We start from the raw sequence: 14,954 nt of genomic DNA on the forward strand, positions 1-14,954 counted from the left end.
CGGCGCGGATTGCGCCTCGGCACGAGAACGGCTCTGCGAACCGATCTGCTGCACCACTGTTCTGCTGTCAGCCGGACGCCCGGAGGCGAACGGATGCCCGACCCTCGCCGCGCACGGCGATGCCCTCGAAATGAAGGTGTCGGGATTGTGTTCTGCTGCCCGCGGCCTAGAACCCTGTGCTTCCGAAGAGGCACCGTCTATGCACTGCCCTGGCAGTGATCCGGCGCACGCACAGCGGCGACGGAATATCGAACCTGTCTATTCTGCCACGGGCGATTTCACTTCTGCAAACCCGGGCGTGTCGCGCCTCGTGTCCGCCCTCTTCGGCGGGGGTCTGCAGCTCGTGCTCAGGCCCGAGTGGAGCGCGGGGCGAGGCATCCCCATGCCTCGCCCCGCTTGGGGAGGGCGTTCAGTGCGAGGGGGCACACCGAACGCGAGGTGCCCAGCGTGAAGGGACGCCGGACGCCTCGACCGAGGGCACGGCGGAAGACCCGCCGCGCAGGCGGGGAGACGCTCTGGCGCAAAGAGTGCGCGCGTCGCACGATGATCCCCAAGATCGTTTTCCCCAGTGTGAACGCGGTAGAACCGCGTGCTTCAGGAAACCGAACCCCTTCGGTTTCCCCGACCGCAAGATCCCCAGGCGGTCTGCATCATCCTACTCGATCTCTCCGTCAGTTCGCCAGTTCGCGCTCGCGCGTGCCGAGATTCCAGAGCGTCCGGGTACGAGAAGAGCGGCGCCCCTCGGAGGAAGCGCCGCTCGTGAACGATCTCGGGCTACTCGTTGCCGACCGCCTTGTCCGCGCTGTCACGGATCTCGTCGATCTTGTCGGCCGCACCGGGAGCGATCTTCTTGGCGAAGTCGGCGACACCGTCGAGCACCTTGTCGCTGATGTCCTCGGCCTGCTCGCTCTTGACGGCCTCGGCGATCTTGTCCTTGTTCTGCTCGTACAGGTCCTTGCCCTTGTTCACGGCGTCGTCGATACCCATGTGGCTCCCCTTCGGAGGTGTGTGTGTCCGGCCGATGAGACCGGACACACTCATTGTGCATGCCCTCCCCCGCCCGCGGAAGCCCGATTAGAGCGTGGAAAACGACAAAGAGGCCGGACCCGAAGGTCCGACCCCTTTGCGAGGAAGCAGATGCTTACTTGATGATCTTCGTCACCGTACCGGCGCCGACCGTACGACCACCCTCACGGATGGCGAAGCCGAGGCCCTCCTCCATGGCGATCGGCTGGATCAGCTCGACCGTCATGTCGGTGGTGTCGCCGGGCATGACCATCTCGGTGCCCTCGGGCAGCGAGATGACGCCGGTGACGTCCGTGGTGCGGAAGTAGAACTGCGGGCGGTAGTTCGTGTAGAAGGGGTTGTGGCGGCCACCCTCGTCCTTGGACAGGATGTACGCGGTGCCCTCGAAGTCGGTGTGCGGCGTAACCGAACCCGGCTTCACGATGACCTGGCCACGCTCCACGTCCTCGCGCTTGGTGCCGCGGAGGAGCAGACCACAGTTCTCGCCGGCCCAGGCCTCGTCGAGCTGCTTGTGGAACATCTCGATACCGGTGACGGTCGTCTTCTGCGTCGGACGCAGACCCACGATCTCGACCTCGGAGTTGATGGCCAGCGTGCCACGCTCGGCGCGACCCGTGACGACGGTGCCCCGACCGGTGATCGTGAAGACGTCCTCGACGGGCATGAGGAAGGGCTTGTCACGGTCACGCTCCGGGTCCGGAACGCTGTCGTCGACAGCCTGCATCAGGTCCAGGATCGCCTGGGTCCACTTCTCGTCGCCCTCGAGAGCCTTGAGAGCGGAGACGCGGACGACAGGAGCGTCCTCGTCGAAGCCCTGGCCGGCGAGCAGCTCGCGGACCTCGAGCTCGACGAGCTCCAGGATCTCCTCGTCGTCGACCGCGTCCGACTTGTTCAGCGCGACCAGCAGGTAGGGAACGCCGACCTGCTTGGCGAGCAGCACGTGCTCGCGCGTCTGGGCCATCGGGCCGTCGGTGGCGGCGACCACGAGGATCGCGCCGTCCATCTGAGCCGCACCCGTGATCATGTTCTTGACGTAGTCGGCGTGGCCGGGAGCGTCGACGTGCGCGTAGTGGCGCTTCGGGGTCTCGTACTCGATGTGCGAGATGTTGATCGTGATACCACGCTGGCGCTCTTCCGGCGCCGAGTCGATGGAAGCGAAGTCACGCTGCACGTTCGTGTCGGACGGGTACTTGTCAGCAAGCACCTTCGAGATCGCTGCGGAGAGCGTGGTCTTGCCGTGGTCGACGTGACCGATCGTTCCGATGTTGACGTGCGGCTTGGTCCGCTCGAACTTGGCCTTAGCCACTGGGTCCTCCTCAGGACGTCGTTGTAGAGGTGCCGGGCACTGGTTTGCGACCGGTTCTCTACGGGTTAGGTTCTCAGTTTAGTAGAGAGGGAATGTGAAGTTGTAGGTGACCTGGGAACAGGACGGCGGGCCCTGTTCCCAGGAAGTGTTACTCGCCCTTGGCCTTCTGGACGATCTCGTCGGCCACCGCGCGCGGGACCTCGGCGTAGCTGTCGAACTCCATGGAGTAGACGGCGCGACCGGAGGTCTTCGAACGCAGGTCGCCGATGTAGCCGAACATCTCGGACAGCGGCACCGCAGCGCGCACGACCTTGACGCCGGCGGCGTCCTCCATCGACTGGATCTGGCCACGACGCGAGTTCAAGTCACCGATGACGTCACCCATGTACTCCTCGGGAGTACGGACCTCGACGGCCATCAGCGGCTCGAGCAGCACGGGGTTGGCACGACGCGCGGCCTCCTTGAAGCCCATGGAGCCCGCGATCTTGAACGCCATCTCCGAGGAGTCGACGTCGTGTGCCGCACCGTCGACGATGGTCGCCTTGACGCCCACCATCGGGTAGCCCGCCAGGACACCGACGTTCATCGCGTCCTGGAAACCGGCGTCGATCGAGCCGATGTACTCGCGCGGGATGCGGCCACCCGTGACCGCGTTCACGAATTCGTACGTCTTCTCGCCGTCGAGCTCGAGCGGCTCGATGTTGAACTGGATCTTGGCGAACTGACCCGAACCACCGGTCTGCTTCTTGTGCGTGTAGTCGTGCTTCTCGACGGCCTTGCGGATCGTCTCGCGGTACGCCACCTGCGGCTTGCCGACGTTCGCCTCGACGCGGAACTCGCGCTTCATGCGGTCGACGAGGATGTCGAGGTGCAGCTCGCCCATGCCCTTGATGGTCGTCTGACCGGTCTCGGGGTTGAGCTCCGTGCGGAAGGTCGGGTCCTCCTCAGCGAGCTTCTGGATGGCGAGACCCAGCTTCTCCTGGTCGGCCTTGGTCTTCGGCTCGATGGCGACCTCGATCACCGGCTCCGGGAACGTCATCGACTCGAGCACGACCGGCTGCTGCGGGTCGGCCAGGGTGTCACCGGTGGTGGTGTCCTTCAGTCCGATCACGGCGTAGATGTTGCCGGCGGTCAGCTTGTCGACCGGGTTCTCCTTGTTGGCGTGCATCTGGAAGATCTTCCCGATGCGCTCCTTCTTGCCCTTGGTCGAGTTGATGACCTGAGCGCCCGACTCGAGCTCACCCGAGTAGACGCGCACGTACGTCAGGCGACCGAAGAACGGGTGCACGGCGACCTTGAACGCCAGGGCCGCGAACGGGTCCTTCGCGTCGGGGTGACGCTCGATGATCTTCTCCTCGTCCTTCGGGTCGTGCGCCTCGATGGCGGGCACGTCCAGCGGGGACGGGAGGTAGTCGACGACGGCGTCCAGCATCGGCTGCACGCCGCGGTTCTTGAACGCCGAGCCGCAGAGCACCGGGTAGATCTCGCTGGCGATGACCATCTTGCGGATGGCGCCCTTGATCTCTGCGACCGTCAGCTCCTCGCCGCCGAAGAACTTCTCGAGAAGCTCCTCGTCGGTCTCCGCGACCGTCTCCAGCAGCTGCTGGCGGTACTCCTCGGCCTTGTCCTTGAGGTCGGCCGGGATCTCCTGCACCTCGTACGAGGCGCCCATGGTCACGTCACCCTTGGCGTCGCCGGGCCACACCAGTGCGCGCATCTCGACGAGGTCGATGACGCCGACGAAGTCGTTCTCGGCACCGATCGGGAGCTGCAGCACGAGCGGCTTGGCACCGAGGCGGTTGATGATCGTGTCGACCGTGAAGTAGAAGTCCGCGCCGAGCTTGTCCATCTTGTTGACGAAGCAGATGCGGGGGACGTTGTACTTGTCGGCCTGACGCCACACGGTCTCGGACTGGGGCTCCACGCCCTCCTTGCCGTCGAACACGGCGACCGCACCGTCGAGGACGCGGAGCGAGCGCTCCACCTCGACCGTGAAGTCCACGTGACCGGGGGTGTCGATGATGTTGATCTGGTTCTTGTTCCAGAAGCAGGTCACGGCGGCAGACGTGATCGTGATGCCGCGCTCCTTCTCCTGCTCCATCCAGTCGGTGGTCGAGGCGCCGTCGTGCGTCTCGCCGAGCTTGTGGTTGACGCCCGTGTAGAACAGGATGCGCTCGGTCGTCGTGGTCTTGCCGGCATCGATGTGCGCCATGATGCCGATGTTGCGGACCTTGCTCAGGTCCGTGAGCACGTCTTGTGCCACAGGAGTGTCCTTATCTTTTGGAGCAGTCGTACTGCGAAGAGGGGGTGCCCGTCCCTCGGCGGGTGGCCGAGGGACGGGCCGAGCTGATTACCAGCGGTAGTGAGCGAACGCGCGGTTCGACTCGGCCATCTTGTGGGTGTCCTCGCGGCGCTTGACCGCGGCACCGAGGCCGTTCGACGCGTCCAGGATCTCGTTCTGGAGACGCTCGGTCATCGTCTTCTCACGACGACCCTTCGCGTAGCTCACGAGCCAGCGCAGCGCGAGGGTGTTCGCGCGGTGCGGCTTGACCTCGACCGGAACCTGGTAGGTCGAGCCACCGACGCGGCGGCTGCGGACCTCGAGCGTGGGGCGCACGTTGTCGAGCGCCTTCTTGAGCGTGGCGACGGCGTCCTGACCGTTCTTCGCCTCGACACCGCGGAGGGCGCCGTAGACGATCGACTCGGCCAGCGACTTCTTGCCGTCGACGAGGATCTTGTTCACCAGCGAGGTGACGATCGGTGCGCCGTAGACCGGGTCGTTGACGACGGGGCGCTTCGGGGCGGGACCCTTACGAGGCATCTAACTCAACCCTTCTTCGCGCCGTAGCGGGAACGAGCCTGCTTACGGTTCTTGACGGCCTGGGTGTCCAGGGCGCCACGGACGATCTTGTAACGCACACCGGGGAGGTCCTTCACACGACCGCCGCGGACGAGCACCAGCGAGTGCTCCTGCAGGTTGTGGCCCTCACCGGGGATGTACGCGGTGACCTCGGTCCCGTTGCGGAGCTTCACACGGGCGACCTTGCGCATCGCCGAGTTCGGCTTCTTCGGGGTGGTGGTGTAGACGCGGGTGCAGACCCCGGCCTGCTGCGGGTTCGACTTGAGCGCGGGCGCCTTGGTCTTCGAGACCTTGGGCGAGCGACCCTTGCGAACCAACTGCTGAATGGTTGGCACGTTCTCTCCTCATAGTGCTGCACGGTGACAGCGTGATGGGTTTCACATCATGACCCACCGGCACGCCGGAACCGGCGAGCTTTTGGTGTGGTGGGTATGCCGTGGGGGCGGACCGGCATGGGGCCGACGCCCAGCGCGCACGTCAGGACGTGCACACACCTGATCAAGTGTAATGCCGCGTAACCAACGCGGTCAAATGAGGGCGACCGGCGCCGCCTCAGCTCACGTCGGGGCCGAACGGGGAGTCGAGCGACTCCGTGAGTTCGGCGAGCATGGCTTCGATCTGCGGTTCGACGTGCTGCGACACCGCCGCCTGAATGGAGACGCGGTGGCGCAGCAGCAGGCCGCAGATCTCGCGGCCGATGAGGTTCGCGTACTCGTCGGCGAGGGCCACTTCCTGCCGTAGCGCGATCTTCGCCTCCTCCGACAGGGGCGGCAGCGGCGGGAGCTCCGCCGCTGAGTCGTCGGCGAGACCGGCGATCGTGAACAGGAACGGTGCGCCGGGAACCGGCTCCGGGTCGAGCGGCAGGCCCTCGAACTCGGGAGCCAGGTCCTCGGTCGGGCGGTAGCTGCGTGCTCTGTTCCTGGCCGCTTGGCTGTCGAGCTCGCGCTGGAGCATCGGAAGGTTGCGGGCCGTGTAGTCCGCGACCGCGTGGTCGACGATCGTCTTGATGCGCGTCGACAGCCCGTGCTGCACGCCGTGGGGTGTGTCGCCCGCGATCCCGGCCGCGGCGAGGATGGGCGAACCGAGACAGCGACGGCACGGCGCGACCCGGCCGCGGTGGGTGGCCGGCTCCCAGCGCGGCACCCAGCGCAACCACGCCTCGACGGCCTGGTCCACCTGCGTCTCCAGTGAGCGCTCCACGACACCAGCGTACGGCGCGTCACCGCTCCCCGCGCGGATTTGCGGGGGGTCACTCCCCCTCGTCGTGCTCCCAGGGCCATCGCGGACGTTCGCTGCGGGTCCGACGGAGGGCGATACCACTCCAGCCCGCGATCGCCGCCGCCACCAGGACCACCGCGCTAGCGCCGCCCCGGACGAGGTCTCCCGCGACGGCCGTCGCGATGATGAGGCTCTCTGCGGCAGCCAGCACCGCAATCCACAGCGTCGCGAGATGGACCAGCGCGGTGAGGAGTGCGATCACCAGCGCGGAGCCGAACGACGGACGCCGGCGCCGCAGCGTCGCGCCGAGCGACAGAGCGAACGCGACCACCGCCAGGATCATGCCCACCACACCCGGCACCTGGCCGAGGCCCTCCACCGCGATGATGTCCCGATCCGTCGCCACGCTCAGCGCGCCCAGCCCGAACACCGACAGCGCGAAGAACCCGATGGAGGCGAGCACCACCGCGAGGACAGGCGAAACCCCCGCGGACTCGGGCCCGCGGGGGTTCGGCGTGGTGGCGTGCGTGACTACCTCGCCAGCGTCGGGCCGGCTTCGAGGGTGCGCTCGTACTCGCGCTGCGCCTCGGCGTTCAGCTCCGTCTTGCGGGCGCCGCTGCGGGCCACCCAGGCACCGAACCAGATGGTCAGCTCCCTGGCGAACACGAATGCAGCGATGGCGAGCGGGGCGAGCAGCTGCTCCCCCGCGAGCTCCAGGCCCTGCGAAGCGGTGAGCTTCCAGAACGGAGCCTCGAAGAGCTGTCCGAGGATGTGCCCCGCGTACGCGATGAGCCCGACGATGATGCCGAACACCACCCAGAGGCCCCAGCGGCCGCGGTTGATGATCGCGCCGAGGAGCCAGAAGCCCAGGAAGAACACGACGACCGGGGTCCAGTAGCCCCACGTGAGCAGCGGCGCGAGGAAGGCCTCGCCGATGTTCTCGCCCGTGACGTCTCCGGCGATGGCGCGCAGGCCGACCGCGGTGCCGAGGTAGAGGATGGCGAAGGCGACCGTCGCCAGGAGGCCGATCGCCCCGGCCGTTCCGCGGTTTCCGCGGTCGCGCGGCGGCTCCGGAGCCTGAACGAAGATCGGCTGAGGCTGAGCTGCGGCGGCGCCGGCTGTCCCGACGTACGGCTCCGACGGGACGATGCGTGTGTCGGCGTCGTCGGAGTGCGGGGCGTATGCCGTGTCCGCCATGGACGACTCCTCGTGACGTGGCGACCAGGAGGCCGCCCCGGGAGTCGGGAAGGCCGCGGTCGCATCGGCGTCGCGACGATCGTCCGCGACGCGGTCATCCGGACGGTCGCCCGCGAGCCGGTCGGCGGGAAGACGCTCGGCACCGCGGTCGTCGGCGAGCCGGTCGGAATCCGCTCGCTGCTCGGCGGCGGCCGCACGGTCGGCGACGGGTACCGCGCCCGCGGCGGGAGCGGTCGAGCTGAAGGTGCCGGGGTGGTCGCGCTCGGCGGCCTCGAACGCGGCGAGATCGGGGTCGACCGGCGGGTCCTGGCGCTCCGGGTTCGCGTCGGCGGGCGTGCGCTCCGCCTCGGCCTCCGCGTCGGAGCCGGGAACGTCCGCTCGGGCTGCGGCGGCAGCATCGAGACCGGCGTTCGCGCTACCGACGACGTCGTCGACGTCGCGCGGCTTCTCGGGCTGACGAGCCTCGGGATCACTCATGGGGGTGCGCCTCTCATCGATGTGTGCTCTGCGAGGGTACCGCCGCGTGTCCAGGCCCTCACGGAGGCGTGCCGACGTGTCGCCGGGTCGGTGCCTGCGGAAGGGGGGAACCGCGGATCAGGGCAGGGCGGAACGCAGAGCGTCGCCGAAGAACTGCGCCAGCACCGGCATCATCGGCAACGACAGCCAGAGCAGGCCGCCGATGATCACGGTGCAGATCACCCCGGCCACCCAGCTCATCCCGATGCTGCGACCACCCACCCGTGCCATGTCGCCAGGGTACGTCGCGCCCCGCCGGCCGTCGGGGTGCAACGCCGAGGCGACGGGTGACCGGAGGGCTCAGCCCTTCGTGGCGCCGGCGGTGAGACCGCCCACGATGTACTTCTGCAGGAACAGGAACAGGATCATCACCGGGATCGCGGCCATGACCGCGCCCGCGCTGAAGGCCGACCAGTCCGCGTAGCGCGGATTGGCGACGAGCTTGGTGAGCCCGACCACGAGCGTCTGCTGATCGACGTCGACGAGCATGACGCTCGCGATGACGTACTCGTTGACCGTGCCGATGAACGACAACAGCCCGACCACGGCCAGGATGGGCGCGACGAGGCGCAGGATGATCGTGAAGAAGATGCGCGCGTGACCCGCGCCGTCGATGCGTGCCGCCTCGTCGATCTCCTTGGGGATCGTGTTGAAGAAGCCGTACATCAGATACGTGTTCACCCCGAGCGCTCCACCGAGGTAGACCAGGATCAGCCCGGTATGGGTGTTCAACCCGATCGCCGGGAACCAGTCGCCGATGGTCGACATGAGCAGGAAGATCGCGACGACCGCGAGCAGCTGCGGGAACATCTGCACCACCACGATCGTGACGAGACCGACGCGGCGCCCGGCGAAACGCATGCGCGAGAAGGCATACGCGGCGCAGGCTCCGATGAACACCGTCACGGCGCCGGTGACCACCGCGATGAGCAGGGTGTTCAGGAACCAGGTGCCGTACGGGTTCTGCGGGTCGCTCAGGATGCGCACGTAGCTGTCGATGCCGATGGCGGAGAACAGCTGGTTCGAACCGGTCAGGGTGCCCTTCGGGTTGAGCGAGGCCGAGACCACGTAGAGCAGTGGGAAGAGCGCGAACGCGCTCACGACGATCGCGACGAGGTGCCGCCAGCCGGTGTCGGCGAACCAGGCGCGGAACGAGCGGCGGCGCGGAGCCGGACGGGCGGCGGTCGGGCTGGTCGTGCTCATGTCAGTTCAGCTCCTCGAGGGCCTTGGTCTTGCGGAAGCTGATGATCGAGATGGTCGCGACCACGATGAAGATCAGGATCGTAAACGCCGAGGCGAGTCCGTAGTCGCGGGTCTGCCCGGTGAAGGCGACCTTGTAGACCATCGAGATGAGGATGTCGGTGTGGCCGACCGGGATCGACACGTCGCTGAACCGGGGACCCCCCTTGGTCAGCATGTAGATCAGGTTGAAGTTGTTGAAGTTGAACGCGAACGACGAGATCAGCAGCGGGGCCACCGTCACCAGCAGCAGGGGGAGCTTGATGCGCCGGAAGATCTGCCAGGCGTTCGCCCCGTCCATGACGGCCGCCTCGTTCACGTCCTCCGGGATGCCCTGCAGCGCGCCCATGCACACCAGGAACATGTATGGGAACCCGAGCCACAGGTTCACCAGGAGCACCGACACCTTCGCCAGCACGGGATCGGTGAGCCACGGGATCGCGGCACCGCCGAACAGCACCTGGTTGATGAAGCCGAAACTCTCGTTCATCATGCCGGCCCACACCAGCGCCGAGAGGAACGCGGGGAACGCATACGGCAGGATCAGGATGATGCGGTAGCCGTTGCGGAACCGCATCCGCGTGTTGTTGAACACGAGCGCCAGCAACAGCCCGAGGAAGAACGTGGAGGCCACCGAGACCAGGGCGAAGACGAACGTCCACACGGTGACCGAGATGAGCGGACCCCGGATCGAGGAGTCCGTCACCGCGCGTACGAAGTTGTCGAAGCCGACCGTCGTCTGCCAGCCGGGAAGGAGCTGATCGCCGTTCTCGGCGGTGAACGCACCCTCCCCCGTGTCGCGGTACACGGTGCCCGTGTCCGTGTCGGTGATGGTGTCGGCCGTCGCGTCGTACGCGAGCGTCGAGACGTACAGGTAGCCCTTCTGCCCGTCCGGCGCGCGGAGGCTCCCGTCGTTCGGGTCGTCGCTGAACGGCACCGAGAGCTGCTCCAGCTGGTCGGACAGCGTGAACACCGTCGCGAGCGGAAGGGTGGTCCACCCGTCGACCGCGACCGCCTGCCCGCCCTGGAAGTCGGCGTCGACCTCGTGCAGCGGCTCGTCGGCCGTGCCGAGCAGCGCATCGCCCGTGCCGGGGTCGGTCACCAGGAAGCCGTAGGTGCCGAACTGCTCGACCACGGTCACGGGGTAGGTCGGCGAGTCCTCGACGCGCTCCTGCGCGGAGGCAAGGAGCGAGGAGATCGCCTGCTCCTTGGTGCCGTTGTGGCCGGTGCCGTAGTTCGTGAACCCGATGTATCCCGTGTAGAGCAGCGTGAACACCTGGAAGAGGACGAGGAAGATGATGCCGGGGGTCAGGTATTTCGCCGGGACGCGCCGGCGCGAGAAGTAGATGTAGTTGACGAGGATCGTCACCAGGACGACGATCGCGAGGATCAGCCACTCCCGGTGCGCGAAGAGCACGAAGGCCGCATAGACCGCGATCGCGTCGACGATGGCCAGCAGCAGGATCTTCAGCAGCATCCAGCCGATCGGTCGGGACGCCGCTTCGGCGATGGCGGCGGCTTGGCGGTGTCGTTTGGTCGGAGGCGCGATGCGCTCGTCGGTGTCTGTCATGTCGTCCTCGTCATGATCCTGCCGGAGCGGGCGGTGCGGCCCGCTCCGGCAGGGTCTGTGCCGTTGCGGCGGTTACTTGATCGCGGCGGTCACGTCGTCGACGAGCTTCTGCCACGTCGCCTTCGGGTCCGCACCGTTGATGATGGCGGCCTCGGCCACACCCCAGTACTGCCACACTGCGCCCATCGCGGGGATGGCCGGCATCGGGACGGCGTCGGCACCCACGGCCTGGAATCCGGCGATGATCGGGTCGGACGCCGCGGAGTCGGCCGCAGCGGTGAGGGCGGGCAGCACGTTGCCCGCCTTGAACAGCTCGAGCTGCACGTCCTCGGTGCCGATGTAGTTGACGAGGAAGTCGTTCGCCGCGACCTTGTTCTTCGACTCGGCGCTCACGAAGAAGCCCTTCACACCCGCGAACGGGGAGGCGGTCTGGCCGGTCGGGCTCGGGATCGGGTCGATCGCGACGTTGATGCCGGCTTCGGTGGCTGCGCCGACGTTCCACGGGCCGGTCAGCCAGAACGCGGCCGTGCCGTCGAGGAACTGCTGCTTCGCGATCTCGCCGTCCACGTCGGTGTTGAGCGTGCCGGCTGCACCCTGCGCGCCCAGCCACTCGGCGAAGGCGAAGCCGCCCTCGCTGCCGAGCTGCAGGTCGCTCGGGTCGTAGCTGCCGCTGTCATCGGTGCCGAAGACGGGGGCACCGAACGCGGTCTGGAACGGGTAGAGGTGGTAGGGGTTGCCCTCGGTGCCCTGCTCGACGACGAACTTCCCCTTCGAGACCATGTCATCGAAGCTGGTGGCCGGCTGGGGCACGAGGTCGGCGTTGCGCAGGACGGCGATGTTCTCGACCGCGTACGGCAGCATGTAGACCGTTCCGTCGTAGGTCGCAGCCTGGAGGGCCACCGGGAGGTAGTCCTCGGAGCTGTCACCGAGCTCGATCGGGGCGACGACGCCATTGGTCGACAGCTCGCCGAGCCAGTCGTGGGCGCCCATCACGATGTCGGGGCCCTTGCCCGTCGGCACCTGCTGGATGAAGTCGTCCTTCATGTCGTCGACGGACTTGCCGACCAGCTCGACCTTGACGCCGGTCTTGTCCTGATAGGCGTCGGCCGCACCCTGGAGGGCGTCGACGCGTTCGGCGTCGACCCAGACCGTGAGCGAGCCGCTGTCGTCGCCGCCGGAGGAGGATCCGCCGCTGGTCCCCGCGGAGCAGCCGGCGAGCGTCAGAGTCGAAACGATGGCGATCGCGCCCGCGGCGAGCACGCCCCTCTTGTTCACCTTCATTGGTGTGTGCCTCTCTCAATGCTGTTCAACCTGCAAGGACTGCAAGCGCTTACAGTATGCATCGATCAGGAGCGGGATCGCAATCGAGAGCAGCGTCGATATCAACCTGTGATGGGGCACGCGGGGCGGCACCCGACTGAAAACGCTTCCACGCCTGTCGTCGCGAGGGCTGCTCGATACACTGCCTGTATGGCTGACAGTTCCTTTGACATCGTCTCGAAAGTGGATCATCAGGAGGCCGAGAACGCCCTGAACCAGGCACGGAAAGAGGTCGAGCAGCGCTACGACTTCAAGGGCACCGGGGCATCCATCGCGTGGAGCGGGGAGCAGGTCCTCATCACGGCGAGCTCGGAGGAGCGCGCGAAGGCCGTGCTCGACGTGTTCCAGTCGAAGCTCATCAAGCGGGGCATCTCCCTGAAGAGCCTGGACTCGGGCGAGCCGTTCGCGAGCGGCAAGGAGTTCCGCATCGTCTCCAGCCTCAAGGACGGGATCTCGTCGGAGAACGCGAAGAAGATCGGCAAGATCATCCGCGACGAGGGACCCAAGGGCGTGAAGAGCCAGATCCAGGGCGACGAGCTGCGCGTGCAGTCGAAGAGCCGCGACGACCTCCAGGCCGTGATCGCTCTCCTGAAGGGCTCCGACCTCGACATCGACCTGCAGTTCGTCAACTACCGCTAGGTCGCGCGGCACAGAGGGGATCCGGCGTCGCCGGGTCCCCTTTCGCGTGCGCTCCGACTTTCCCCGGTCAACGCATATCGAGATATCGGTGTGCTTGACCAAGACTGGAAGCGGCCCCGATCCGTCGGAGCCATGGACGCCCTCGTTGCACGCCGCCCGCGCGGAACGAGGTGCCCGGGATTCGCAGGCGCTCTCGTGGGGACGAGGGTGCAGGCACCGCGGGCTCGCGTCACCGGATCCGAAGTGCCCGCACCACGGTGAAGGAAGAATGAACAGCTCACCGGCCCGCTGCCCGCCCCCACGAACATCGGATCCGCAGGTGAGAAAGATCGGCACGGAGTCGCCGGCCCCACCGCCACACGGGGGGCCGCGGAACCGTGACAAGAAGTGAAACTGGGGGCTGGTCCATGGGGCACGTCGAGACGAAGACCATCGGAGAAAGCAAGCAACTCCTCGCCGACGAGGTCTTCCACCACATCGGAAGACTCATCGTCGAGGGCGAACTGGGGGAGGGCGAGCGCATCCGCGACGTCGACGTGGCCGATGAGCTCCACGTCTCCCGGACCCCGGTCCGAGAGGCGCTGCAGCGACTCGAGAGACTCGGGCTCGTGACGATGTACCCGAGTCGGTACACCGAGGTGACCGCGGTGACGGCGGCCGTCGTGACGCAGTCGCTCGAGTTCGCCGGGTACCAGGCGGGCATCGCCGCCCGGATGGCCGTGCCACGGCTCAGCCCGGCGGAGCGCCAGCGGGTCGTCCGCCTGATGGAAGAGGTGCGCCGCACGCTGCGCGACGGGGCATCGACCTCGAGTGCGCGGTGGGCCGTGTTCGCGTATCTCGCGGAGCACAGCGGCAACCACCAGCACCGCATGCTGATCACCGACGTCGACGTCGCCCTCGCCCGTAACCTGCGCGCGTGGGTGGTCCCTCGCGGAGACCGTGAGCGCATGCGACAGGTGTACGACGACTTCGAGATCGCCGTCACGCGGGGCAACGGGGACGAGGCGGAACGCCTGGCCCGTGCGATGTACTACGTCTGAGCGGCCCTCCAGCCGACCACCCAGCGGTCCAGGCGTCGATACGCGTCCTCACGGGCCGCGTGTCGCGACAGGAACACGTCGTGCAGCGCTCCGTCGATGCGCTCGACGGTCACCGTCGAGCCCAGCCGGAGCGCTGCACGGGCGATGTCATCGACCACGAGCACCGAATCCGCCGACGTGAGGTCGTCCGACCATCGCGTCGGCGGGACGAAACGCGCCGACAGCAGCACGCACACCGGTGCCTCGATCGACAGCCCTGCCGCCACCGTCCGATGGCCCGACAGGATCGCGTTCAACCAGCCGGCGTACACCGCCATGGTCTGCACCGGACGCCAGGCGAGGTTCACGTCCATCGGGTCGTCGGGGTCGGCCACCTCCTGCTGGGCCCTGGTGTAGTAGCCGAGGTCGACCTGGGGCGCCGCGTCCAGCGGCCGGATCCGCGCCTGGAACTCGACCATCGGCGCGATCGCCGCGCGGACGGGGGCGAACTGGAACTCCAGCCACGGACTGTTCAGGATGAGGGCGTCCGCGGTGTGCGGGTGCCGGGACGCCCACAGGCTCAACGTGAGCCCGCCGGTCGAGTGACCGAGGAGGACCAGCCGCCGTGCGGACTCCTCTCCCCCCTCACCTCGGCCCATCGCCGTCAGTGCGGCGGCGATGTCCTCGTCATAGGTCGCCAGGTCGCTGATGTACCCCGGGGTCTGGCCCTCGCGCAGACTGCGTCCGTACTTGCGCAGGTCCAGCGCGAAGAAGCGCGCCCCGCGAGCCGTCCAGAAGCGCGCCAGCCGCTTCTGGAAGAAGTAGTCCGACCAGCCGTGGATGTAGAGCACGTCCACGCCCTCGAGCGGGCGCCGACGCCCCCTGGCCCGATCCCACCAGCCGGACGGCGCGGGCAGCGCACGCACCAGTGTGGCGACCACGGGTCCCTGGTCATCGACGCCGAGGTCGAGCGTCAGCTGCTCGAACTCCTCGCCCAGCACATCCGGGATCCAATCGGCCATGCGTCTCCCCCCGTCGCCGCCA

At 67.4% G+C, this 14,954-nt stretch carries 15 protein-coding genes; 2 read left to right on the forward strand and 13 right to left on the reverse strand.

Features of this window, described 5'->3' with window-relative positions; translation table 11 throughout:
- Positions 1-774: 774 nt before the first annotated feature.
- The 12 genes from ACWH95_RS01255 to ACWH95_RS01310 all read right to left on the reverse strand — a co-directional run bounded on the left by ACWH95_RS01255 (position 775) and on the right by ACWH95_RS01310 (position 12,213).
- Entirely contained in the window at positions 775-987 is a 213-nt protein-coding gene (locus tag ACWH95_RS01255) for a hypothetical protein (RefSeq protein ID WP_105723378.1), read from the reverse strand.
- A gap of 154 nt (positions 988-1,141) precedes the next feature.
- On the reverse strand, positions 1,142-2,332 hold the full coding sequence (gene tuf, locus ACWH95_RS01260; protein WP_136028873.1) for an elongation factor Tu: 1,191 nt from the start codon (positions 2,330-2,332) through the stop codon (positions 1,142-1,144).
- Positions 2,333-2,480: 148 nt separating this feature from the next.
- Positions 2,481-4,595 carry an elongation factor G gene (gene fusA / locus ACWH95_RS01265; RefSeq protein WP_136028870.1) on the reverse strand — a complete coding sequence of 705 codons (2,115 nt, stop codon included), beginning with the start codon at positions 4,593-4,595 and terminating at the stop codon, positions 2,481-2,483.
- A gap of 87 nt (positions 4,596-4,682) precedes the next feature.
- Positions 4,683-5,153, reverse strand: coding sequence for a 30S ribosomal protein S7 (rpsG, locus tag ACWH95_RS01270; protein ID WP_017201608.1), 471 nt, complete (start codon positions 5,151-5,153; stop codon positions 4,683-4,685).
- Between the two features lie 5 nt (positions 5,154-5,158).
- Complete coding sequence (rpsL, locus tag ACWH95_RS01275; RefSeq protein ID WP_013584051.1) at positions 5,159-5,527, reverse strand: 30S ribosomal protein S12; 369 nt, start codon at positions 5,525-5,527, stop codon at positions 5,159-5,161.
- Positions 5,528-5,744: 217 nt separating this feature from the next.
- Positions 5,745-6,392 (reverse strand): spermidine/putrescine ABC transporter substrate-binding protein, encoded by a 648-nt coding sequence (locus ACWH95_RS01280; RefSeq protein ID WP_205812819.1) that lies wholly within the window; start codon positions 6,390-6,392, stop codon positions 5,745-5,747.
- Between the two features lie 49 nt (positions 6,393-6,441).
- Complete coding sequence (locus tag ACWH95_RS01285; protein ID WP_206252865.1) at positions 6,442-6,876, reverse strand: hypothetical protein; 435 nt, start codon at positions 6,874-6,876, stop codon at positions 6,442-6,444.
- A gap of 65 nt (positions 6,877-6,941) precedes the next feature.
- A complete protein-coding gene (locus tag ACWH95_RS01290) occupies positions 6,942-8,084 on the reverse strand; it encodes an ABC transporter (protein WP_136028868.1) in 1,143 nt (380 codons plus the stop codon).
- Between the two features lie 117 nt (positions 8,085-8,201).
- Positions 8,202-8,354 (reverse strand): hypothetical protein, encoded by a 153-nt coding sequence (locus tag ACWH95_RS01295; protein WP_168387200.1) that lies wholly within the window; start codon positions 8,352-8,354, stop codon positions 8,202-8,204.
- Between the two features lie 69 nt (positions 8,355-8,423).
- A complete protein-coding gene (locus ACWH95_RS01300) occupies positions 8,424-9,326 on the reverse strand; it encodes a sugar ABC transporter permease (protein WP_136028866.1) in 903 nt (300 codons plus the stop codon).
- A gap of 1 nt (position 9,327) precedes the next feature.
- Positions 9,328-10,932, reverse strand: coding sequence for an ABC transporter permease subunit (locus tag ACWH95_RS01305; RefSeq protein WP_247637664.1), 1,605 nt, complete (start codon positions 10,930-10,932; stop codon positions 9,328-9,330).
- Between the two features lie 72 nt (positions 10,933-11,004).
- Positions 11,005-12,213 (reverse strand): sugar ABC transporter substrate-binding protein, encoded by a 1,209-nt coding sequence (locus tag ACWH95_RS01310; RefSeq protein ID WP_247637665.1) that lies wholly within the window; start codon positions 12,211-12,213, stop codon positions 11,005-11,007.
- Positions 12,214-12,402: 189 nt separating this feature from the next.
- Between ACWH95_RS01310 and ACWH95_RS01315 the strand changes: the two genes are divergently transcribed.
- Both ACWH95_RS01315 and ACWH95_RS01320 read left to right on the forward strand, forming a co-directional pair.
- Positions 12,403-12,891: a YajQ family cyclic di-GMP-binding protein gene (locus ACWH95_RS01315; RefSeq protein ID WP_136035747.1), complete on the forward strand. Its 489-nt coding sequence runs from the start codon at positions 12,403-12,405 to the stop codon at positions 12,889-12,891.
- 407 nt (positions 12,892-13,298) lie between these two features.
- A complete protein-coding gene (locus ACWH95_RS01320) occupies positions 13,299-13,931 on the forward strand; it encodes a GntR family transcriptional regulator (RefSeq protein ID WP_136028859.1) in 633 nt (210 codons plus the stop codon).
- On the opposite strand, the gene ACWH95_RS01325 is transcribed toward ACWH95_RS01320, so the two are convergent.
- Complete coding sequence (locus ACWH95_RS01325) at positions 13,922-14,932, reverse strand: alpha/beta hydrolase (protein WP_454120022.1); 1,011 nt, start codon at positions 14,930-14,932, stop codon at positions 13,922-13,924. The two genes, ACWH95_RS01320 and ACWH95_RS01325, sit on opposite strands and share 10 nt — an antisense overlap.
- Positions 14,933-14,954 lie beyond the last annotated feature (22 nt).

It is taken from the genome of Microbacterium sp. NPDC055502 (assembly GCF_053643635.1).

What these genes read in the sequence shown, in the direction of transcription:
- ACWH95_RS01255 (WP_105723378.1), bottom strand. Translation starts at nt 987, where the DNA reads ATGGGTATCGACGACGCCGTGAACAAGGGCAAGGACCTGTACGAGCAG.
- ACWH95_RS01310 (WP_247637665.1), bottom strand. Translation starts at nt 12,213, where the DNA reads ATGAAGGTGAACAAGAGGGGCGTGCTCGCCGCGGGCGCGATCGCCATC.
- ACWH95_RS01305 (WP_247637664.1), bottom strand. Translation starts at nt 10,932, where the DNA reads ATGACAGACACCGACGAGCGCATCGCGCCTCCGACCAAACGACACCGC.
- ACWH95_RS01325 (WP_454120022.1), bottom strand. Translation starts at nt 14,932, where the DNA reads ATGGCCGATTGGATCCCGGATGTGCTGGGCGAGGAGTTCGAGCAGCTG.
- rpsG (WP_017201608.1), bottom strand. Translation starts at nt 5,153, where the DNA reads ATGCCTCGTAAGGGTCCCGCCCCGAAGCGCCCCGTCGTCAACGACCCG.
- ACWH95_RS01290 (WP_136028868.1), bottom strand. Translation starts at nt 8,084, where the DNA reads ATGAGTGATCCCGAGGCTCGTCAGCCCGAGAAGCCGCGCGACGTCGAC.
- ACWH95_RS01320 (WP_136028859.1), top strand. Translation starts at nt 13,299, where the DNA reads ATGGGGCACGTCGAGACGAAGACCATCGGAGAAAGCAAGCAACTCCTC.
- ACWH95_RS01295 (WP_168387200.1), bottom strand. Translation starts at nt 8,354, where the DNA reads ATGGCACGGGTGGGTGGTCGCAGCATCGGGATGAGCTGGGTGGCCGGG.
- ACWH95_RS01315 (WP_136035747.1), top strand. Translation starts at nt 12,403, where the DNA reads ATGGCTGACAGTTCCTTTGACATCGTCTCGAAAGTGGATCATCAGGAG.
- ACWH95_RS01300 (WP_136028866.1), bottom strand. Translation starts at nt 9,326, where the DNA reads ATGAGCACGACCAGCCCGACCGCCGCCCGTCCGGCTCCGCGCCGCCGC.